This window comes from Bradyrhizobium sp. 199 (genome assembly GCF_023073355.1).
In the GTDB taxonomy this organism is placed as follows: domain Bacteria; phylum Pseudomonadota; class Alphaproteobacteria; order Rhizobiales; family Xanthobacteraceae; genus Bradyrhizobium.
On record NZ_JADPJI010000008.1, the window covers coordinates 270,764 to 292,632 of the forward strand.

Here is a 21,869-nt window from a genome sequence, read left to right on the forward strand (position 1 = left end):
CCTGCACCCTTTTGGTCGACCTGGAACCCACGGACCGAAAGACGGCGTTTGTCCGGGCTTGGCATTGGCCTGACATGGTCGTATTCCGGCACCCTGCTGACCTCAAGCGCTCCGGGCGGCAGTTTTGCGAATAATTTCAGCGTCCCTCCGGAGCGGAACCGGTGCTAGAGTAATCCCGCCGGCCGGGACCACAAGCGCATCACGGACAAGCAATGCAGGCTCTCTTCATCGGACAGACCTATATCGACGTCGTCTTCATCACCGACCACATGCCGACCGGCGACGAAAAGCACGTTGCGTCCGACTATGCTGTCTCCTTCGGCGGCAACGCGGTGACGGCAGCGTTCTGCTGCGCCAAGCTCGGCATCGTGCCGGACCTCATCGCCACGGCGGCCAATGACTGGCTGGGGCGCATGTTCCAGGACATGTGTGCGAAATACGCGATCTCCCTGCACGGGCGGAAGGTCAACCAGTCCTCGCTCTCCTTCATCATGCCCAAGGACGGCAAGCGCGCCATCGTCCGCTGCCGCGACGACGAGCACATCCATCCCTTCCCGATGCTCAATCTCGGCGGCTGCCGCGCGCTGCATGTCGACGGCCATCAGCCGGATGCCGCGATCCACTACGCCAGGGTCTGCCGCGAGGCCGGTATTCTGACCTCGCTCGACGGCGGCGGCCTGCGCACCAACACGCATGAGCTGCTGGAGTTCATCGACGTCGCGATCGTCGCCGAGCGGCTGTGCGAGCAGATGGACCTGACGCCGGAGAAGATGCTCGACTATCTCAAGAGCCGCGGCTGCAAGATCGGCGGCATCACCATGGGCGAGAAGGGCCTGCTCTGGTACGACGAAACAGGGACGGTGCAGGTGATGCCGGCGATGCCGATTCCGCGCGAGCGCGTGATCGACACCAACGGTGCCGGCGACGTCTTCCACGGCGCCTATGTCTATTCCTACCTCGCCCATCCCGGCAAAAGCTGGCGCGAGCATTTTGATTTTGCCAGGGCGGCCTCGACCTACAAGATCCAGCGCCTCGGCAACGAGGCCGGCCTGCCGACGCTGGTCGATATCGCCAAGGTCAGGCACGATTTCGAGGTCAGGGTTTAGCGCTCGCTGAGGTTTGTCATGGGGCGCGTCTTTGTCGCCGGCAGCATCAACATGGATGTGGTGGCGACCGCCGATCGCCATCCACGCGTCGGCGAGACCGTGGCCGGCCGGCAGGTGCTGTATTTTCCGGGCGGCAAGGGCGCGAACCAGGCGGTTGCAGCGTCACGGCTTGGTGCGAGGACCACGCTGATCGGACGGCTCGGCAAGGATTCGTTTGGAGGTGAGCTGAAGGCTTTCCTTGGCGATCAGGGCATCGATCTCGGCTACCTCCAGGAGACGAATGAGGCCCACACGGGCACCGCGATCATCACCGTGGCGGCGGCTGACAACACCATCATCGTCATTCCCGGCGCCAATGCGCTGGTCGGCCCTGATGATGTCAGCGTTGTACCGATGTTGAAAGGCGACGTCGCCGTCAGCCAGTTCGAGATCCCGCTGCCGACCATCACCGCCTTCTTCCGGCGCGCGCGCGAGGCTGGCGTCGTGACGGTGCTCAACCCGGCGCCGGCGCAAAAAATGTCCGGCGAGTTGCTCTCCCTGGTCGACATCCTCGTGCTGAACGAGACCGAGCTCGGCTTCCTCGCCGGTGTGGAGCTGTCCGACAGCGACGAGGCCGCACGGATGTTCGACGTGGCGCGGCAGCTTCAGGCGCGGCAGGATCAGACCATCTGCGTCACGCTCGGCAAGCGTGGCGTGCTTGCGCTTGCGGGGCGCGAAGAGTTTGCGGTGCCCGGGCGTGCCGTGAAGGCGGTCGATACCACCGGCGCCGGCGATTGTTTTGTCGGCGCACTCGCGGCGCAGCTCGCCGAAGGCGTCGCGTTGCGCGCCGCCCTCACCTTCGCCAACGCCGCCGCCGCGATCAGCGTGCAGCGGATGGGCGCCGGGCCGTCGATGCCGACGGCGGCGGAAGTGGCAGCTGGTCTGGGCTCCGGGTGATCAGGCCAGCGCGCTCTTCAGATCAAAACTTTCGTCCGCAGCCTGCTCCGGCGTGATCGAACGGTCCATGCCCTGCAACCGGCGGCCGAACATGTGATCGCCGGCGCGGTTGATGGACTCGATGCCGAGCAGCGTCTCGCCCTTGTAGCAGAACGCGGAAAACGCCTTCCTGGCGGGATCGCCGCGCAGCACGACGCGGTCGTAGCCAGTGGTCAGCCCTGCGATCTGCAGCTTGTCATCGCCCTGGTCGCTCCAGAACCAGGGATGGCTGTCGTAAGGCTTCTTGTCGCCCGTCAGCCGCGCCGCGAGGCAGCGGGCGTGGTCGGTGGCGTTCTGCACCGATTCCAGCCGCAGCGATCCGCCGAAGCGCGGGCTTTCGAACAGCGCACAATCTCCGATCGCGGAGATATCAGGATCGGCCGTCGAGAGATATTCGTCGACGATGATGCCGGCCGCGACCGGCAATCCGGCCTCGGCCGCCAGCTCGATGTTCGGCAGCACACCGACGCCGACGACGATGAGATCGGCGGGCAGATGCCGTCCGTCGCTCAAGGAGACACCGGTGACCTTGCCGCTCTCGGCTTCGATCGAGGTGGCCTGCACGCCGAGATGGATACGGATGCCGGCCTCGCGATGGCGTTGTTGAAAATATTCCGAGACCTCCGGCGTCACAGCCCGCGCCATCACCCGCGGGGCAAGCTCGAGCACGTCGACCTCGAGACCCTTGATCCGGGCGGTTGCGGCGAATTCCAGGCCGATGAAGCCGGCGCCGATGACCACGACCCGTGTCTTCGACGGCATGATCGCGCGCAGCGCCTCGCTCTCGTCGAGAATGCGCAAATACTTCACGTCGGGCAGACTGGCGTTCGGCAGATCGAGCAGCCGGTTGCGCGCGCCCGTCGCCAGCACGAGGTGACCGTAGGCAAGCGCCTCGCCGGATGCGAGATGCAGTTTGTGCCCCGCGCGGTCGATCGACACCGCGCGGCCGGCGATCAGGTCGACGTTCTGGTCGTGATAAAACTTCTCCGGGCGGAACATCAGGCTCTCAGGACCGGCGGAGCCCTTGATATAAGCCTTCGACAGCGGCGGCCGCTGATAGGGCAGATGCGCCTCGTCATTGATCAGTCGGATGCGCTGCGAAAAGCCCGCCTGGCGCAGGGATGCCGCGGCCTGATAGCCGCCATGGCCGGCACCGACGATGATCACCGGACCGTCGGTCATTGCAGCAGCCCACTTCCGGAGACACGAGCGTGACCCATGTCGTCTCCTCTTTTGCTGATTTTGATTTGCTGGCCTCGCGAGGAGCCGGCGCTCGTGTCCGTATCCTTGGCGAAGGCGAGCCCATTTGAGCCTATCGGTCCGCCCGGCGCAAGAGCCGCCGGGGATTGTCACCTCTCGCCTTCTGCGATTTAGTTGCAGCAATGACCTCCTGCCGGGGATTTCCAAATGACCGCGCCCGTCTCCCAACCCGATGATCCCGCCCTGCTCCGGATCGACGGCCCCATCGCGACCATCACGCTCAACCGTCCCGCCGCGTTCAACTCCATCAACCTTGCGATCGCGCAGAAGCTCGAACAGCTCGCAGCCTCCATCGAAGGCGACGACAACATCCGCGTCGTGGTGCTCGAAGGCGAAGGCCGCGCCTTCTCGGCCGGCGGCGATCTGCAGACGATCGGGGCGGCCGCCGAAGCGGGCACAGTGACGCCGGTCGTCGGCGAGCTCCTGAAGCACTATCACGCCTTCATCGAGATTATCCGCCGCATGCCGAAGATCTCGCTGTCGAGCGTGCACGGCTCGGCCGCCGGCGCCGGCATGGGCCTCGCCTTCGTCACCGATCTCTGCATTGCCGCTGATGATGCCAAGTTCACGCCGGCCTACGCCAAGATCGGGGTGTCGCCGGACGGCGGCTCGACGGTCGGCATCGTCGGCACGGTCGGCTCCCGCCGCGCGCTCCAGATGTTTCTGGCCGAGGACAATTTCACCGCCCAGCAGGCCCATGAATGGGGCCTTGTCGCCAAGCTTGTGCCCGCCGCGGAGCTGAAGGCGGCGACGCGGCAGCTCGCGGAGCGCCTGGCGCAGAACGCGCCGGCCGCGATCGCCGGCACCAAGCAGCTGGTCTACCAGGCCGCCACCACACCGGTGAAGCAGCAGCTGGACGCCGAGGAGCACAAGATCATCATGGCGATGAACACGGAGGCGTTTCGTACCGCGGTGAAGAAATTCACGAGCAAGTCAAAGTGACGGCGCCCGCGCGCAGCTTCTACGGCCTTCGTCACGGCGCGACCGACTGGAATCGCGAGGGACGTTTCCAGGGGCGGACCGACAATCCGCTGAACGAAGACGGCCTGCGGCAGGCGCACGAAGCCGTGGACATGCTGCGCGGCGCCGGCATCAGCCGCATCGTCGCAAGCCCCCTGGTGCGCGCGGCACGAACGGCCGAGATCATCGCGGACGCGATCTCGGTCCCGCTCGCGATCGACGAAGGCATCGTCGAGTTCGATTTCGGCAGCTTTGAGGGCCTTCCCGTCCGCGACCTGATGATCAAGCACGGCGTCAAATCTGCGGCGGGCCTCGTGTCGATCCTTCCGACCGACGGCGAAGACTGGCACGCCATGACCGAACGCTCGCTGCGTTGCGTTTCGACCTGGCTCGCGCGTCATCCTGACGACAATCTGCTGTTCGTCTGCCACGACGCGGTGATGCAAGGAATGGCGAACGTGCTGTGCGGCAGCTACTTCAGGAATAGCCACGGCACGCCGTTCCGCTACGTCCGCGAATCAGCGCGGTGGCGTGTCGAGCAAGTCGTTATTTAGGACAGATGTAGCCCGTGCCCGCCGGCGACTTGAAGCAGCCGACCGACTCCGGCAGCACCTTCTGCGGCAGCCACAGCACCACGCTCGGAAAGTAGATTGCGAATGCGATCGTCCCCAGGAACACCAGATAGATCGGCAATGCCGCGCGCAAGGCCTTGGCGAAACTGACGCCGACGAATTTCGACGCCATCAGCAGCACCAGGCCGTAAGGCGGCGTGATCAGACCGAAGGCGAGCGTCGCGATCAGCACCACGCCCATATGGACGGAATTGATGTCCCCTGCTTCCGTCAGCGTGTTGACCAGCGGCATGAAGATGATGATGGTCGGCACTGGCTCGATGAAGTCGCCGACGATGGTGAAGAGCAGCACCATCAGCAGCATGATCAGATGCGGATCATTGCCCGCCAGCGAGGTGATGACCTCCGCGATGTAGCTTGCACCGCGCAGATAAGCGAGCATCCAGCCAAAGGCGTTGGCGGCGCCGATGGTGATCAGCGGCAGCGAGAAGATCAGGCCGGCGAGACAGAAATCGTAAGGAATTTTCCGGATATGGCCCCGGTTGAGCGCGGGGATCACGACGAGGACGATCCAGACCACGGCGACGACGCCCGCCTCCGTCGGCGTGAACCAGCCGGTCAGGATGCCTCCGAGCAGGATTACCGGGATCATCAGCGGCAGGGCAGCATCTCCGGCGGCGAACACCACCTGCCGCAGCGGCGCACGCGGCTTGCGCAGGCCGGAGGGACCGAAGAAATAGCAGTAGATCATCAGGCCGAAGCCGATCATCAGGCCCGGCACGACGCCGGCCATGAACAGGCCGGCGATCGAGACGTTGCCGACCGCGCCATAGACCACCGCCGTGATGCTCGGCGGCACCAGTGCCGCGATGGTCGAGGCCGACGCAATGATGGCGGCGATGAAGGCCGGTTCATAGCCCTCGCGCTTCATCGGGCCGCCCAGCGCGCGACTCATCACGGCAACGTCAGCGGTTGTCGAGCCCGACATCTCCGAGAAGAACATGCTGAAGACGACCACGACCTGCGACAGGCCGCCCCTGATATGCCCGACCAGCGACACCGAGAGATTGGCTATTCGCACCACCACATTCGCCGAGCTCATGAGCTCGCCGACCAGCAGGAAAAACGGGATCGCCAGCAGCGCCTCGGAATCGACGCCGTCGAAAATCTTCTGGATGATGGCGGCGAGCGAAACATCCGACAGCAGCGCGCCGATGAAGACGCCGGCCATCAGCGAGAACGGCACGGGCACGCCGAGATAGCCGAACGAGAGGAAGCAGATCGTCATCAACGCCAGAACAACGGGTGCGCTCACGGCTGTGTCCTCATCTGTACGTCGGTGATGACAGGTCCCCGTCGTCTTCCTCGGGCGGCTCGGGGTGGTCAAAGCCGTTGCGCAGACCGTTGACGAGTTGCTCGAGGGTGAACAGGCCGATCAGCACGCCCGACAGCGGAATGATTGCGTAGAGCGAGGCAATCGGCGTGCCCGACGGCAGGCGGAAACTGCCGAAGCCGCGCAGATAATTCTGGTAGCCGTACCAGATCAGGCAAATGGCGACGCCGAGCACGACGAGACGGATGATCACCTCAACGATCAGCCGAGAGGTGCCGTGCATCGCCTCGGAGATCGCGGTGAGATAGAGGTGGTCGTTGCGGCGCGTCGCGGCGGCCGTACCGACGAAGATCGCGTAAACGAACAGCGTCGAGGTCACCTCCTGCAGCCACAGCCAGGGATGGCCGACGGTGCGGGTGACAATATCGGCTGTCACCGAGAGCGAGAAGCCGAAGCAGAGCAGGCCGCAGAGAATCATCAGCGCCAGCTCGAGCCAGTCCAGCCCGCGCCATTTGAGGTGTCGTTGCCGTTGCAGCAGCAGTTTGTCGACGATGGGCATTGTTGCTCCCGGCTGCAGCTTTCCGTGATGGCCGGCTTGTCCCGGCCATCCACGCACTTGGCGCGGTCGAAGGAAGAACATGGATGCCCGGGACAAGCCCGGGCATGACGGCTTCGATTGCGGCCTAATTAATCGACCGGATCAAATCCTTGATCTTCTCAGCGTGCGGGCCGAGCTCCTTGGCGAGCTTGTCGAGATAGGGATCGGCGATCGCCGTAAAGCTCTTCTTGTCGACGTTGTCGACGATCTTCACGCCCATCTTTTTCAACTTCTCGGCCGCGGTCCGCTCCAGGTCGAACGCTTTCTGCGGCTCCCTGGAGCTGACCTCGTTCCCCGCCGCCTGCACCCAGCCCTTCTGCTCGGCCGAGAGGCTCTGCCAGAGCTTGTCGGAGATGAACACCAGCGCGTTGTTGGCCTCGTGCTCGGTGATGTTGAGGACCGGGGCGACCTCGTAGTGCTTGTTGACGAGGTAGACGTTGATGCTGTTCTCGGCGACCTCGACAACGCCGGTTTGCAAGCTGGTGTAGACGCTGCCGAATGGCATGTGCACGGTCTGGGCGCCGTAGGCCGGGAACATGGTGTCCTCGGTCGCAGTCGCTTGCACGCGGATCTTCAGACCCTTGATCTCGCCGACATTGTGAATCTCCCTCTTGGAGTACATGTGGCGCACGCCCTGCGAGCCGGTCGCGATCACGTGCAGGCCCTGCGTGGTCTCGTCGATCATGGACTTGAGCGCTTCGAACACTTTCGGGTCGGCCAGGCCCTTGACCACGTGATTCTCGTCGCGGAACAGGAAGTGCAACGACATCACGCCCGCCTGCGGCGAGATCGTCGCGGTGTTCGCCGAGGAGATGATCGCGAATTCGACGTCGCCCGCCTTCACGAGCTGCAGCACCTGCGGCTCCTGCCCGAGCTGCGCACCTGGATACTGGTCGATGATCATGGTGCCCTTGCTCAATTCCTTGAGCTTCTCGGCGAAGAGATCACCCGCGATGGAATAGCCGGTGTTGCGCGGCTGGTCATAGGCGAAGCGATAATGCTTTACCTCCTGCGCCCCCGCCCCGGTGACGAAAAGCATAGCGGCCGCGGCCGCCAACCCACGCATGGATCGTGCAATCATCGTTTCCCCCTGTGTTATCGCCCGCCGCTGTGCGGTCTGAGCGCTCGTCGTTCGGTCAGCTTGTCTCGGTCTTCTTCCCAGTCCTTTGCATGAAATCGAAGTCGCAGCCCTCGTCGGCCTGCATGATGGTCTCGTTGAACAGCCAGGCGTAGCCGCGCCGCGCGTCTTCCGGCGCAGCGGCGGGCTTCAGCGTAGCGCGCCGCTGTTCGAGTTCGGCCGCGTCGACCAGCAGCTCGATGTTGCGCTTGGCCACGTCGAGGCGGATCATGTCGCCATTCTTCACCAGCGCCAGGGGCCCGCCGACGGCAGATTCGGGCGTGATGTGCAGCACGATGGTGCCGAACGCGGTGCCGCTCATGCGCGCGTCGGAGATGCGCACCATGTCCTTGGTGCCGCCGCGCGCGAGCTTCTTGGGAATCGGCAGATAGCCGGCCTCGGGCATGCCCGGCGCCCCCTTTGGGCCGGCATTGCGCAGCACCAGCACGTCGTCGGCGGTCACGTCGAGATCGGCATCATCAACCCGCAGGGTCATGTCCTCGACCGATTCGAACACCACCGCGCGCCCGATGTGCTGCAACAGTTTCGGGCTGGCGGCCGATTGCTTGATCACCGCGCCGCGCGGCGCAAGATTACCGTGCAGGACGGCGAGTCCGCCTTCCTTCTTGATCGGATTGTCGCGCGGTCGGATCGCATCCTGGCCCGGCACGTCCTCCGCATCGGCGACGACGTCGCGCAGCGTCTGGCCGCTGATGGTCTTGGCATCGAGATCGACGAGATCGCCGAGCTGCGCCAGCAGCTTCGGCACGCCGCCGGCGTGATGGAAATGCTCCATGTAATGTTCGCCTGACGGCTTGAGGTCGACGAGCACCGGCACCTCGCGGCCGATCTGGTCGAACACTTCGAGGTCGAGCCGGTGCGGCGAGCGATGCGCCATCGCGGTCAGATGGATGAGGCCGTTGGTCGAGCCGCCGATCGCCTGAAGCACGACCTGGGCGTTCTTGAAAGATGCCGGCGTCAGCAGCTCGCTCGGCCTCGGCCCCTTCGTCTTCGCCATCTCGGCCGCCACCTTGCCGCTCGCCTCAGCGAGACGAAAGCGCTCGGCATGCGGCGCGGGAATCGTCGCGCTCATCGGCAGCGACAGGCCCATGGCTTCGATCATGCAGGCCATGGTCGAGGCTGTCCCCATCACCATGCAGGTGCCGACCGATGGCGCCAGCCGCCCGTTCACCGCCTCGATCTCGACATCATCCATCTCGCCGGCGCGGTATTTCGCCCAGAGCCGACGGCAGTCGGTGCAGGCGCCCAGCACCTCGCCCTTGTGATGGCCAACCACCATGGGCCCTACGGGGATGACCACTGTCGGCAGGTCGGCGCTGATCGCCGCCATCACCTGCGCCGGCAAAGTCTTGTCGCAGCCGCCGATCACGATCACCGAATCCATCGGCTGCGCCCGGATCATCTCCTCGGTGTCCATCGCCATCAGATTGCGCAGATACATCGAGGTCGGATGCGCAAAGCTCTCGGCGATCGAGATGGTCGGGAACACGAACGGCATCGCGCCCGACAGCATCACGCCGCGCTTTGCGGCTTCGATGATCTGGGGGACGTTGCCGTGGCAGGGATTGTAGTCGCTATAGGTGTTGGTGATGCCGACGATCGGGCGCTCCAGCGCGTCGTCGGAATAGCCCATGGCCTTGATGAATGCCTTGCGCAGGAACAGCGAGAAGCCGGCATCGCCATAGCTCGTCAGACCCTTGCGCAACCCACTCGTCATCGTGCCAGTCCTTCCAATTTGCCATTGTGGTACAGCCTGCCCCTCGATTGTCAATAAGGTTGGTCTATTCTGTCGCATTTCTGGTCCACGACACCATTGGCGGGCACGAATTATTGACAATCGGCTCCTTCCCTGCTTCACAGGGCGACCGGCTGCAGCCGGAGGCCGAGGGCATGTCCGAGATTCGCACCGCAGACGCCATGCCAGTCCGGCGCGATGACCCGGACGACGTCGTCGCGCGGCTGGAGGAGGACATCATCTTCGGCCGCCTGCCGCCGGGGGCGCGCCTGACCGAAGATGCGCTGATGTCGCGCTACGGCACCTCCCGCCACTTCGTGCGCCAGGCGCTGGTGGATGCGGAACGGCGCGGCATCGTCCGCCGCGAAAAGAACGTCGGCGCCACCGTGCGGTTCTACTCGCCCGGCGAAGTCGGGCAGATCTACGAGGTCCGGGAGATGCTGACGCGGCAGGCCGCGCTGATGATCCCCCTGCCCGCACCGAAAGACCTGATCGACGAACTCGCCGCCTTGCAACGGCAATATTGCGCGAGGGCCGACGCGCAGGATCTGCGCGGCATCCACGAAGCCAACGACGCCTTCCACCTCGCGCTGTTCTCTGCCTGCGGCAATCCCTATCTGGTGCGCTCGCTGCAGGACTACATGAACCTGACGCTACCGATGCGCGCCAAGAACCTCGCCGATCGCGACGGGCTCGCGCAATCGCGGCGTCAGCACGACATGATGATCGAGCTGATGAAAGGCCGCGACAGCTGGGCGCTGGCGCAGCTTTGCGTGGACCACATGCAGTTCAGCAAAAAGGATTATCTGGTGAGGATTGCTGGCGAAGCTGAAGGCGCAAACTGATAAATGGTGAGTCTCCGCTTCTAACCATCAAGCAGGCCTGCGCGAGTGGTCCGACAGCTCGCTCTTAGCCGCAATGCTGACGCTCCAAATCCGGACAGAGCAATGTCCGCCTCTCGCGCAACTAAAGCGCGATGCGATGAGGATGAATCGCCATCGCGCTTTAGGTTGTTGTTTAAGCATGATCTTTTCGGAAAACCGCTGCGCATTTTCCGGATCATGCTTTAGACACGAAAATATTCAGTACCGCCTCAGCAAACCGCGATCCACACTCTGGCACTTCCGTAGTCAGCGCAGGCTCGTTTCGGGTCCGTAATCAACTCCGTGCGACGTCTCAGCTGCCTCGATTAGCGCTTATTCCAATCGATGATGCGGCTCGCATCGCCATCGAACTCCATGCTGCAGAACGTGCCGCCCTGGAAATAATCCCCGATCGGATCCGGCTTCAGCTTGGCCTGCTCGGCCATCGCGTGGGCCACGTGATCCTCGGAGCGACCCGTGGGGCGATAGCCGAATTCGTAGGCGCGGTGGTTGTCCCACCAGGCGCGCTCATTGAGGGAGGCGCCGTAGAAGATTTCGAAATGAATGTCGGGATGCTCGAGCCCGATGCGGCAGAGCTGCACGAGGTCGTCGGGCTTGAGCCAGATCGAAAGCCGGCGCTGGTCGAGCGGCATGTCGCCGAAATTGCCGATGCGCAGGCACGTCACCTTTAGCCCGTGCTTGTCGGCGTAGAGCGCGCCGACAGCCTCGCCGAACACCTTGCTGACCCCATAGCGGCCATCGGGACGCGGTGTGACGTCAGTGCCGATCTTGTGGTGGCGCGGATAGAAGCCGACGGCATGGTTCGACGAGGCAAACACCACGCGTTTGACCCCCTTGCGGTAGGCAGCCTCGAACAGGTTGTAGCCGCCGATGATGTTGGCCTGGAGGATCTGATCCCAGGTGCCTTCGACCGAATAGCCGCCGAAATGGATGATGCCGTCGACGCCCTCGCAGATCGCCTCGCATTGCCCGAGATCGGCGAGGTCAGCTGCCTTGAACTTTTCGTTCGCGCCGAGATCGGCCGGCGGCTTGATGTCGGAGAGCAGGAGATCCGGATAGATCGGCGGCAGCAGTTTTCGCAGGCTGGTGCCGATTCCGCCCGAAGCTCCCGTCATCAAGATGCGCGCCATGTCTGTCCTCGCCGTTAGTGTCCGATTTGCGGTGACGTGTCTCTAATGATAGCAGGTTTGTCCAGAGGGAACGAAACGAGAGAACCGACATGAATGAGGCATCGTCCCACTCCGGGGATGGCCGTCACGGCTGGCAGCCGGCGACCTATTATCCCGATCCCGCGATAAAAGCGCTCGATCCCCGTTTCGAAAAATACTGGCTGAAATTGTCGGCGGTGGAACGGCTGACGACCGGCCTGCGCTGGGCCGAGGGACCGGTGTGGTTCGGCGACGGGCGCTATCTGCTCTGCAGCGACATTCCGAACCAGCGCATCATCAAATGGGAAGAGGAGACCGGTGCGGTCAGCGTGTTCCGCAAGCCCTCGAACTTCGCCAACGGGAACACCAGGGATCGCCAAGGCCGGCTCGTCACCTGCGAGCACGGCGGGCGGCGCGTGGTGCGCACCGAATATGACGGCAGCATCACCGTGCTGATGGATCAATTCAACGGCAAGCCGTTGAACTCGCCGAACGATGTCATTGTTAAATCGGACGGCTCGATCTGGTTCACCGACCCGACCTTCGGCCTGCTCGGCAATTACGAGGGCTACAAGGCCGAGCCCGAGATCGATCCGAACGTCTACCGGTTCGATCCCGCGACCGGCAAGGCGACTATCGTCGCCGAGGGCGTGCTTGGTCCGAACGGAGTGTGCTTCTCGCCGGACGAAAAGATTCTCTACGTCGTGGAATCGCGCGGCGTGCCGAACCGGAAAATCCTCGCCTATGACGTCGCGGCGGACGGCACCACGATCTCCAACAAGCGCGTCCACATCGATGCCGGCCCGGGCACGCCTGACGGCATGCGCTGCGACATCGACGGCAATCTCTGGTGTGGCTGGGGCATGGGCGATCCCGAGCTCGACGGCGTCGTGGTGTTCGCGCCCGACGGCGTCATGATCGGCCGCATCGCGCTGCCCGAGCGCTGCGCAAATCTCTGCTTCGGCGGCGTCAAGCGCAACCGCCTGTTCATGGCGGCAAGCCAGTCGATCTACGCGCTGTATGTGAACACGCAGGGCGCCGTGGGGGGATAGAGTCTCTCCGCGTCATTGCGAGCGCAGCGAAGCAATCCAGAATGCTTCTGCGGAGACAGTCAGGATTGCTTCGTCGCAAGAGCTCCTCGCAATGACCTCGGCCAAACAAAAAGCGCCGGAGCGGTTTCCCGCTCCGGCGCTATGTTCATTCACGCGATTAAAACTTACGCCGCGTTGAAGCCGGCGACCGCCTTCACTTCGAGGAAGTCCTCGAGGCCGTACTTGCCCCACTCGCGGCCGTTGCCGGACTGCTTGTAGCCGCCGAACGGCGCGGTGCGGTCGTTGGGAACGCCCTGAAGGTTGACGTTGCCGGCGCGGATCTGCCGGCCGACGCGCTTGGCGTCCTCCACCGAAGCGCCCGTGACGTAGCCGGCGAGCCCATAGGGCGTGTCGTTGGCGATGTGCACGGCTTCGGCTTCGTCCTTGGCGCCAATGATGGTCAGCACCGGTCCGAAGATCTCTTCACGGGCGATCGTCATGTCGGGGGTGACGTCGGCGAAGATGGTCGGACGAACGTAGAAGCCCTTGTTGACGCCTTCGGGCAGGCCCGGGCCGCCGGCGACGAGGGTAGCGCCCTCGTCGATGCCTTTCTTGATGAGGCCCTGGATCTTGTCCCACTGGCCGCGGTTGACGACCGGGCCGATGGTGGTGCCTTCCGCGCGCGGATCGCCGGCCTTGGTCTTGTCGGCGACGGCCTTTGCGATTGCGGCGACCTCCTTCATCTTCGAGGCCGGCACGATCATGCGCGAGGGCGCGTTGCAGGACTGGCCGGAGTTGTTGAACATGTGCATCACGCCGCCGGTCACCGCCTTCGTGAGGTCGGCGCCTTCAAGGATGACGTTCGGCGACTTGCCGCCGAGCTCCTGGCTGACGCGCTTCACCGTCGGCGCTGCGCGCTTGGCCACGTCGATGCCGGCGCGGGTCGAGCCGGTGAAGGAGATCATGTCGATGTCGGGGTGCTCGCTCATGGCGGCGCCGACCTCGGGGCCAAGGCCGTTGACGAGGTTGAAAACGCCCTTCGGCACGCCGGCTTCGTGGAGGATTTCCGCGAAGATCAGCGCCGAGGTCGGGGTGAACTCCGAAGGCTTCAGGATCATGGTGCAGCCGGCGGCGAGCGCGGGCGCGACCTTGCAGGCGATCTGGTTGAGCGGCCAGTTCCAGGGCGTGATCATGCCGACCACGCCAATCGGCTCGCGCAGCACCATGGCGGTGCCGACCGGCTCCTCGAAATGATAGTTCTTGAGCACGTCGAGCGTGGTCATGAGATGGCCCAGGCCAGCGCCGGCCTGGAGCTTCTCGGCCATCGGCAGCGGCGCGCCCATCTCGTCGGAGACGGCGGCGCCGATTTCCTTGAGACGGCCCTTGTAGATCTCGATGACTTTCGACAGCAGCGCAACGCGCTCGTCACGGCTGGTCTGGGAGAACGTCACGAACGCGCGCTTGGCGGCGGCGACAGCCTTGTCGACGTCGGCCTTGGAGCCCAGCGCAACCTCGTACATCGCCTCTTCCGTCGCCGGATTGACCACGGCGGTGGACTTCTTGACGGCGGGATCGACCCAGGCGCCGTCGATGTAGAATTGCATGCGATTGACCATCGTTAACCTCTTCTTGGGGCATGGTGGGGGCGTTTCGGCAGGCATCTTTGCACGAAAGCGCCGGCAATTGAACCCGCCATATGCGGGGCCAGCGTTGCGGCGGACGGAGGTTATACGAGCCGATGGCGGGAACGTGGCAAGGTGGCTGGGAGGCAAGAACTTGGGTCCCGGCTCAGCGTCGCGTCATTTCATGCCGCGCCGCGTCCGGGACACGAGACTGCAGCTCATCGAAACAGCTCTGGTGCCCCGGACGCAGCGCAGCGCTACTTCAGCGGTGCGCTGCTGAGCCGGGGCCCATGCAAGTGGGTTACCTCGACTACACCGCCATCTTCCGATGCAGCACCGGCGCGCCGGTGGTGAGGCTTTCGGCCGCATCGATGATGGCGTTGGCGTCGATGCCGTGATGGCGGTAGAGGTCAGCGATCGTGCCGGTCTGGCCGAACTGCTCGACGCCGAGCGCCTCGACGCGATGGCCGCGGACGCTGCCGAGCCAGCCGAGCGCTGACGGATGCCCATCGATCACGGTCACGATGCCGCAATCGCGCGGCAGCGGCGCCAGCAGCTTCTCGATGTGGCTGAGATGCTGCACGCCGCGGCGGTCGCGCCGCAATTTTCGCGCGGCGGTCCAGCCCGCATGGAGCCGGTCTGCCGATGTGATCGCGAGCAGGCCGATGTCGCGGCGGTTCTCGCCGATGAAGCCGGTCGCCTCGATCGCCTCCGGCGCGACCGCGCCGGTATAGGCGATTACGAGTTCGGCGTTGGGGCCCGGCTTGCGCAGCCAATAGGCGCCGTCGGTGATGCCCTGCTGCAGCTCCGGCGTCATGATCCGCTGCGCCTGCTCGATGCTGCGCGTCGAAAGCCGCAAATAGACCGAACCGCCCTCGCCCGGATCGCGCTGCATGTGGTTGAAGCCCCAACCCATGATCACGGCGAGCTCGTCGACGAAGGCCGGCTCGAACGAGGCGAGCCCATCCTGCGCCATGCCGATCAAAGGCGTCGCGATCGACTGATGCGCGCCGCCTTCCGGCGCCAGCGTGATGCCCGACGGGGTCGCGGCCACCATGAAGCGCGCATCCTGGTAACAGGCGTAGTTCAGCGCATCGAGGCCACGCTCGATGAAGGGATCGTAGAGCGTGCCGACGGGCAATAGCCGGGCACCATTGATCTGATGCGACAAGCCGAGCGCCGAAAGCATGATGAACAGGTTCATCTCGGCGATCCCGAGCTCCAGATGCTGGCCCTTGGGCGAGGCATCCCAGTTGTACGTGGACGGAATTTTCTCACTGCGGAATAAGTCCGCCTTCTCGGCGTTGGCGAACAGCCCGCGGCGGTTCACCCAGGGGCCGAGATTGGTCGAGACGGTTACGTCGGGCGACGTCGTGACGATGCGCTTGGCCAACTCGCTGTCGCCGCGGGCGATCTCGTTCAGCACGAGACCAAAGCCCTGCTGGGTCGACATCTGCGACGACGGCTTGAACGCGAGCTGCGGGGGCACCTCGATAACAGGCGCGCTCAGCCGGCGGCCGTCCTGGTTGAAAGGCACGCGCGCGAGGAACGCATCAAGCTCGGCCGCGTCCTGCGCGAGGCCTTCGTATTTGTCCCATTCATGGCCGGGACGGATGTTCTGGCTGGCGCGATACTTCTCCATCTGCGCGACCGTCATCAGGCCGGCATGGTTGTCCTTGTGGCCCTGGAAGGGCAGGCCGACTCCCTTGATGGTGTAGGCGATGAAGCAGACCGGACGATCATGATCGATGGATTGGAAGGCCTCCAGCATGCTCTCCATGTCGTGGCCGCCAAGATTCGACATCAGCGCCAGCAATTCGTCGTCGCTGCGACGGTCAATCAGCTTGGTAATCGGACCCTGGTCGCCGATCTCGTCGTGCAAATGCTTGCGGAAAGCCGCACCGCCCTGAAAACACAGCGCGGCATAAAGCGCGTTCGGGCAATTGTCGATCCAGCGCTTGAGCGCCTCGCCGCCGGGCTCGGCGAAGGCCTCGCGCATCAGGCGGCCGTATTTCACGATCACCACGTCCCAGCCGAAATTGCGGAACATGGTCTCGAATTTCTCCCAGAGCCCTTCGCGCACCACGGCGTCGAGCGACTGCCTGTTGTAGTCGACCACCCACCAGGTGTTGCGCAGGCCGTGCTTCCAGCCCTCCGCCAGCGCCTCGAAGATGTTGCCCTCGTCCATCTCGGCGTCGCCGACGAGAGCAATCATCCGCCCCTCGCGACGATCCTTCATCCAGCCATGCGCCTTGACGTAGTCCTGCACCAGCGAGGCGAACAGCGTCTGCGCGACGCCAAGGCCGACCGAGCCGGTGGAGAAATCGACGTCGTCGACGTCCTTGGTTCGCGAGGGATAGGACTGCGCGCCCTTGAACCCGCGAAAGTTCTCCAGCTTCTCGCGGCTCTGCCGGCCGAACAGATACTGAATGGCGTGGAACACCGGGCTCGCATGCGGCTTCACCGCGACGCGATCCTCAGGTTTCAGCACGTGGAAGTACAACGCCGACATGATGGTGGCGAGCGAGGCGGACGAAGCCTGGTGGCCGCCGACCTTGAGTCCATCAGCGCTGGGGCGGATGTGATTGGCGTGGTGGATGGTCCACGACGACAACCACAGCGCCTTGCGGGCGAGCGCGTTCAGGATGTCGAGGCGGTTGGAATCAACGGGCATGGCAATGCTCCCGGCAACAGGTCGCATCGATGATACGCCCGCGGGCTGCGCCAAACTTCTCAATTTTTCGCGCGCCACCCGCCGAGATTGAGATAGCATACTAATATTTCCACAAATATACAGGTTTCATCCCAATGCCAGAGCTCGACACCATCGACCGCAAAATCCTCGCGCTGCTCCAGGCGGACAGCCGCCTGACCATGCAGGAGCTCGCCGACAAGGTCGGGCTGTCGGTCTCGCCTTGCCATCGCCGGGTCAAGCTGCTGGAGGAGCGCGGCGTGATCTCACGCTATGTCGCGACCGTCGACCAGAAGGCGCTCGGGCTGCATGTCAGCGTCTTCATCTCGATCAAGCTGGCGCGGCAGAAGGAGGAGGACCTCAACCGCTTCGCGCGTGCGATCTCGAAATGGGACGAGGTGCTGGAATGCTATCTGATGACCGGCAACCGCGACTATCTCCTGCGCGTCGTCGCCGCCGACCTCGCCTCCTACGAGACGTTCCTGAAGACCAAGCTGACCCGGCTCGACGGCATCGCCTCGATCGAGTCCAGCTTTGCGCTGAGCCAGGTGAAATATTCGATCGCGCTGCCGGTGTGACGGCTGCTTCTGCCCGTCATTGCGAGCGTAGCGAAGCAATCCAGAATGCGTCTGCGGAAACGGTCTGGATTGCTTCCTCGCTTCGCTCCTCGCAATGACGACGTGTTACCGCCACGGCTGCACGATAATCTTGGTGTGCGCCTCTGGGTTGGCAAGATCGGCGAAGGCCTTTGCGACGCCGTCGATGCCGATCTCGGCCGTCACCATCGCCGCGGCGTCCACCTGCCCTTCCGCAATCAGCCGTAGCGAGCCTGCGAACTCCTCCGGCGTATAGCCGAGCACGTATTGAACGTTGAGCTCCTTCATGATGCCGAGCATTGGCTCGTTCCTGTCGCTCTCCATGCAGACGCCGGCCACCACGATCCTCGCGTCACGCGGGGCGCCTTCGAACACCTGCTGCAACAGGCCGGGAACGCCGACGCATTCGAAGATGATCGCGGGCTTAAGCGCCGGCAGCATGGCCTGGAACGGCGGCCGCGCCCCCTTCTCGGCGTCCGACATCTGCGCGTGCTCCGCCCAGGTCGCATAGGGCTGCGACACCTTGGGATCGACGACGATGTCGGCGCCGAGCCTGGCCGCGAGCGCCCGCCGCGCCGGCGAATAGTCGGCGGCGACGATCGGATGCAGTCCCCTAAGCTTCAGCGCCGCGATCACCGCAAGCCCGACCGGGCCGCAGCCGATCACCAGCGGCACCTCGCCGCCGCGGATGTTGGCCTTGGCGACAGCGTGAACACCGACCGCGAGCGGCTCGGTCAGCGCGGCATGTTCCGGCGCGAGACCGTTGGGCACTTCGAGCAGCAGCGCTTCGCTGAGCAGCATCGCCTCGGCATAGCCGCCGATATTGTCGTTGGAATAGCCGATGCCTTCGATGCCCTGCGGCGTCACGAGGGCCGGCAGCGAGCAGACGCGCGTGCCAGGCTTGAGCTTGCGCGCGGTGCCGGCTCCGTAGTCGACGATCTCGCAGCAGAACTCGTGGCCGAACACGACGTCGCGGGCAAGATCCATCGGCTTGCGCCCGCTCTTCCGCGCCATCTCCACCATGCGGTGGGCGTGCTGGCGTGCGTGGAGGTCGGAGCCGCAGATGCCGCAGGCGAGAGTCTTGACCAGCACCTGGCCGGGGCCCGGCGTCGGCTCGGCCATCTGTCCAACGACAATCTCACCGTTCCTGAAAATCGCAGCGCGCATCCGGCTCCTCCCCTGTCGTTGGAGTCCTTGATAGCAAAAGCGGGACGCGCGGACTTGCGTCAGGGGTTCGGGGAACGCTCTTCCAGCACCAGCAGCTGGTTCCGACGGACCCGCTCGCGATGGGCGATGTAGAGGCCGCTCGCGACGATGAAGGCCGCGCCGACGATGGTCCAGAGATCAGGCACCTCACCGAAGATGAAGAAGCCCAGAATACTCACCCAAAGCAGCTGCGTGTACGAGAACGGCGCCAGCACCGAGGCATCGCCATAGCGATAGGCCAGCACGATGATCCACTGGCCGACTGTCGAGGCGACGCCGATGAGGATGCCGTATCCGACCGCAGTCCAGCTCGGCGTCACCCAGACGAACGGTACCATGACGCTGAGGATCGCAACGCCAGTCAGCGCGGAATAGGCCATGGTGGTGAGCACGGCTTCGCGGCCGCTCATCATGCGCGTCAGGATCAGCGCGGCGGCCCAGCAGAATGCCGAGATGATCGGGAAGAACGCAGCAGCGTGAAACGCGCTCGAGCCCGGCCGCAGGATGATCAGCACGCCGGTCAGGCCGATCGCGGTCGCGACCCAGCGGCGCATGCCGACCTTCTCGCTCAGAAAGATGATCGACAGCGCGGTGACGAACAGCGGCGAGACGAAGCCCGTGGCGGAGGCTTCCGCGATGGGGAGGAATGCGAGGCCGGTGATGAAAAACAGTGAGGAGCCGAGCAGCGCGGCACCGCGCATCAATTGCAGGCCAAGACGCTCGGTGTGCATCGCATGCAGCGGCGAGCCCGGCAGCATCACCGGCGTGAACATCAGTGCGAAGGTAACGAAGCGGATCCAGGTGATCTCAATCGGCGGCAGGCTGGTCGAGAGATATTTCGCGGTGACGTCGGAGGTTCCGAGAAACACCGTCGACAACAAAACCAGCGCGATGCCTTTGAAGGGATGATCGACGCGCGCAGGCGCGCGGCGAACTTCCTGCTTCTTCTCCGGCATGGGCATGGGAATACTGTCGAGCCTTGCGGCTGCAGCGGGCGGCGGTGTCACGGCTGGAACCCGGGAAATTGCGAATCGAGACCGGTGTAAAAAACGACAAATGCGCCGCGTTCACAACTTCCGAAAACAGGATGCGGATATGCGCGGGCCGCCAAGCGCGTCAACGCTCCGTTAATAATAGGAGTTTGTGCATTACAGCATGGGCAGGCTGCGCGGCTTCGGTCCGCGCGGAAACGCCGCATCGAGCGCAGAAATCTCCTCTTTCGTCAGCACGAGATCGCCGGCCGCAGCGTTCTCAGTGGCATGTTCCGCGGACGACGCCTTCGGGATCGCGAACACCGTACTTGCACGGGTGAGAAAGCTCAGCGCGACCTGACGCGGCGTTGCGCGACGGGCCTCCGCAATCTTCGCCAGCGCGGCGCCGCCATTGCTGCGCGTATCCGGGAAATCGTCATGACCGAACGGCGAATAGGCGACCACCGCGACGCCATGCTTCTCGCACCATGGGATCACCGCGTGCTCGATGGCGCGTTCCTTCAGATGATAGAGCACCTGGTTGCAGGCGATCCGGCCCTCGCCGGCCACGTCGAGAATCTCATCGAGATCGTCGGTGTCGAAATTGGAAACGCCCCAGGATTTTATCTTGCCGGCCTTCACCAGTTCCTCGAACGCAGCGACTGTGTCTTCCAGCGGATAGGAACCGCGCCAGTGGAGGAGATAGCAATCGAGACGATCGGTCTTCAGCCGTTTCAGCGAGCGCTCGCAGGCGGTGACGGTTCCGCGGCGCGAGGCATTGCTCGGCAATACCTTGGACACCAGGAACACCTCGTCGCGCCGGCCCGCAATGGCCTCAGCAATGACGAGCTCCGCATCGCCATACATCTCGGCGGTATCGACATGCGTCATGCCGAGATCGAGCCCGCGCTGAAGCGCGGCGATCGCGCGCTTGCGGTCGCCGTGGTCGAGATACCAGGTGCCCTGCCCGATGACGGAGACGCTGGCGCCGGTTTTGCCGAAGGGTCTTGTGTTCATGCTAGAGCTCACAGTCCGCTGATATCCGCCACCAGCACGCTGCCGGTCGACGACTCCGTGATATAGAGACGATCCTTGTTCGCGCCACCGATGGCGACATTGGTGCAGTTCGGCCCCGCGCACGACTTGATCCGCGCAATCAGTTCACCGTTGGGCGCGAATACGAAGACGTGGCCGAGTGAGGCGTGGCCGACGAACAGGCGCCCCTTGGCGTCCATGGTCAGGCCGTCCGGTCCGCTGGTGCCGAACAGCGAGCAAAACCGGCCGACCTTGGACACGCAGCCGTCCTTCATGAACGGCAATCGCCACACCGCATTGTCGCGCGTCATGGCGACGAACAGGACGGTCTCGGTCGGATCGAGCACGAGACCGTTCGGGCTGACGCCGGTATCGATCAGGCAGTCGAGCCGGCCATTCGATGCCAGCCGATAGACCCGGCCACTCGGATCATGCAATCCGGTCTGCCCCTGGTCGGTGAAATAGATGTCACCATTGGAGGCGAGATGCAGATCGTTGCAGCCGCGGAACGATTCCGAATTGCGCGCGGTGAGGACCGGCTTGACGCGGCCGGCCTTGGCATCGAGCTCCATGATGCCGTGCATGTAGTCGGCGAGCAGGATGCGACCGTCGGATGCGATCTTCAGCCCGTTCGGCCAGCCCTCGTATTCGATCACGAGCGACCACTCGCCGTCGGGCGCAATGCGGAAGATGCGGCCGAAGGGAATGTCGACGATGTAGAGATTGCCGTCCTTGTCGAGCGAGGGACCTTCGATGAAGGAGTCCGTCGGCACACCTGGCCGGTTGGCGTCAGCCCAATCCGTGCGCTCGCCCTTGCGGCGGAATTTGTCGGGCATGGTCGAGAAGAGCCTGGTCTCGATCAGGCGCGGCGGCGTTTCCAGGTACATCATTCTTCTTATGTGCTTTTGGGAGAGAGCGCGGCAGCATAAGGCACAATGGCGGGAAGGTCGATTGGCAGTGATGACATGGCTCCGCAGCAGCTTACACCACTCTCGTGTCCCGGACGC

The 21,869-nt window shown here is 64.1% G+C and carries 18 protein-coding genes and 1 pseudogene; 7 read left to right on the forward strand and 12 right to left on the reverse strand.

What is annotated here, in order from left to right:
- The first annotated feature begins 212 nt into the window (after positions 1 to 212).
- On the forward strand, positions 213 to 1,106 hold the full coding sequence (locus IVB28_RS23705; protein WP_247529419.1) for a sugar kinase: 894 nt from the start codon (positions 213 to 215) through the stop codon (positions 1,104 to 1,106).
- Positions 1,107 to 1,124: 18 nt separating this feature from the next.
- Positions 1,125 to 2,042, forward strand: coding sequence for a ribokinase (gene rbsK, locus IVB28_RS23710; protein WP_247529420.1), 918 nt, complete (start codon positions 1,125 to 1,127; stop codon positions 2,040 to 2,042).
- On the opposite strand, the gene IVB28_RS23715 is transcribed toward rbsK, so the two are convergent.
- Complete coding sequence (locus IVB28_RS23715) at positions 2,043 to 3,263, reverse strand: FAD-dependent oxidoreductase (protein ID WP_247529421.1); 1,221 nt, start codon at positions 3,261 to 3,263, stop codon at positions 2,043 to 2,045.
- Between the two features lie 225 nt (positions 3,264 to 3,488).
- Between IVB28_RS23715 and IVB28_RS23720 the strand changes: the two genes are divergently transcribed.
- Positions 3,489 to 4,283: an enoyl-CoA hydratase-related protein gene (locus tag IVB28_RS23720; RefSeq protein ID WP_247529422.1), complete on the forward strand. Its 795-nt coding sequence runs from the start codon at positions 3,489 to 3,491 to the stop codon at positions 4,281 to 4,283.
- A complete protein-coding gene (locus IVB28_RS23725; protein WP_247529423.1) occupies positions 4,280 to 4,855 on the forward strand; it encodes a histidine phosphatase family protein in 576 nt (191 codons plus the stop codon). The genes IVB28_RS23720 and IVB28_RS23725 overlap by 4 nt, the downstream gene beginning before the upstream one ends.
- Here the strand turns inward: IVB28_RS23725 and IVB28_RS23730 are convergent.
- The 4 genes and pseudogenes from IVB28_RS23730 to IVB28_RS23745 form a co-directional block, all read right to left on the reverse strand.
- Positions 4,848 to 6,188: a TRAP transporter large permease gene (locus tag IVB28_RS23730; RefSeq protein WP_247529425.1), complete on the reverse strand. Its 1,341-nt coding sequence runs from the start codon at positions 6,186 to 6,188 to the stop codon at positions 4,848 to 4,850. The two genes, IVB28_RS23725 and IVB28_RS23730, sit on opposite strands and share 8 nt — an antisense overlap.
- Positions 6,185 to 6,765: pseudogene (locus IVB28_RS23735) on the reverse strand (TRAP transporter small permease). The gene IVB28_RS23730 and the pseudogene IVB28_RS23735 overlap by 4 nt, the downstream one beginning before the upstream one ends.
- Positions 6,766 to 6,889: 124 nt before the next feature.
- Positions 6,890 to 7,885 (reverse strand): TRAP transporter substrate-binding protein, encoded by a 996-nt coding sequence (locus IVB28_RS23740; RefSeq protein ID WP_247529430.1) that lies wholly within the window; start codon positions 7,883 to 7,885, stop codon positions 6,890 to 6,892.
- 55 nt (positions 7,886 to 7,940) lie between these two features.
- On the reverse strand, positions 7,941 to 9,659 hold the full coding sequence (locus IVB28_RS23745; RefSeq protein WP_247529432.1) for an IlvD/Edd family dehydratase: 1,719 nt from the start codon (positions 9,657 to 9,659) through the stop codon (positions 7,941 to 7,943).
- A 173-nt stretch (positions 9,660 to 9,832) separates the two neighbouring features.
- On the opposite strand from IVB28_RS23745, the gene IVB28_RS23750 reads away from it, so the two are divergent.
- Entirely contained in the window at positions 9,833 to 10,522 is a 690-nt protein-coding gene (locus IVB28_RS23750) for a GntR family transcriptional regulator (RefSeq protein ID WP_247530145.1), read from the forward strand.
- A 344-nt stretch (positions 10,523 to 10,866) separates the two neighbouring features.
- Here IVB28_RS23750 and IVB28_RS23755 read toward each other — a convergent pair whose 3' ends face one another.
- Positions 10,867 to 11,691, reverse strand: a complete 825-nt coding sequence (locus tag IVB28_RS23755) for an NAD(P)-dependent oxidoreductase (protein WP_247529434.1) — start codon at positions 11,689 to 11,691, stop codon at positions 10,867 to 10,869.
- Positions 11,692 to 11,780: 89 nt separating this feature from the next.
- On the opposite strand from IVB28_RS23755, the gene IVB28_RS23760 reads away from it, so the two are divergent.
- Entirely contained in the window at positions 11,781 to 12,761 is a 981-nt protein-coding gene (locus IVB28_RS23760; RefSeq protein WP_247529436.1) for an SMP-30/gluconolactonase/LRE family protein, read from the forward strand.
- A 164-nt stretch (positions 12,762 to 12,925) separates the two neighbouring features.
- On the opposite strand, the gene IVB28_RS23765 is transcribed toward IVB28_RS23760, so the two are convergent.
- Positions 12,926 to 14,356 (reverse strand): aldehyde dehydrogenase family protein, encoded by a 1,431-nt coding sequence (locus IVB28_RS23765; RefSeq protein ID WP_247529438.1) that lies wholly within the window; start codon positions 14,354 to 14,356, stop codon positions 12,926 to 12,928.
- 316 nt (positions 14,357 to 14,672) lie between these two features.
- On the reverse strand, positions 14,673 to 17,036 hold the full coding sequence (locus tag IVB28_RS23770) for a transketolase (protein ID WP_247529440.1): 2,364 nt from the start codon (positions 17,034 to 17,036) through the stop codon (positions 14,673 to 14,675).
- A gap of 134 nt (positions 17,037 to 17,170) precedes the next feature.
- On the opposite strand from IVB28_RS23770, the gene IVB28_RS23775 reads away from it, so the two are divergent.
- Complete coding sequence (locus tag IVB28_RS23775; RefSeq protein WP_247529441.1) at positions 17,171 to 17,632, forward strand: Lrp/AsnC family transcriptional regulator; 462 nt, start codon at positions 17,171 to 17,173, stop codon at positions 17,630 to 17,632.
- A 105-nt stretch (positions 17,633 to 17,737) separates the two neighbouring features.
- On the opposite strand, the gene IVB28_RS23780 is transcribed toward IVB28_RS23775, so the two are convergent.
- From IVB28_RS23780 to IVB28_RS23795, 4 genes are all read right to left on the reverse strand, one after another.
- Positions 17,738 to 18,817 carry a zinc-binding dehydrogenase gene (locus IVB28_RS23780; RefSeq protein WP_247529442.1) on the reverse strand — a complete coding sequence of 360 codons (1,080 nt, stop codon included), beginning with the start codon at positions 18,815 to 18,817 and terminating at the stop codon, positions 17,738 to 17,740.
- A 59-nt stretch (positions 18,818 to 18,876) separates the two neighbouring features.
- A complete protein-coding gene (locus IVB28_RS23785) occupies positions 18,877 to 19,818 on the reverse strand; it encodes a DMT family transporter (protein WP_247530146.1) in 942 nt (313 codons plus the stop codon).
- 186 nt (positions 19,819 to 20,004) lie between these two features.
- Entirely contained in the window at positions 20,005 to 20,844 is an 840-nt protein-coding gene (locus IVB28_RS23790) for an aldo/keto reductase (RefSeq protein WP_247529443.1), read from the reverse strand.
- 8 nt (positions 20,845 to 20,852) lie between these two features.
- Positions 20,853 to 21,749, reverse strand: coding sequence for an SMP-30/gluconolactonase/LRE family protein (locus IVB28_RS23795; protein ID WP_247530148.1), 897 nt, complete (start codon positions 21,747 to 21,749; stop codon positions 20,853 to 20,855).
- Positions 21,750 to 21,869 lie beyond the last annotated feature (120 nt).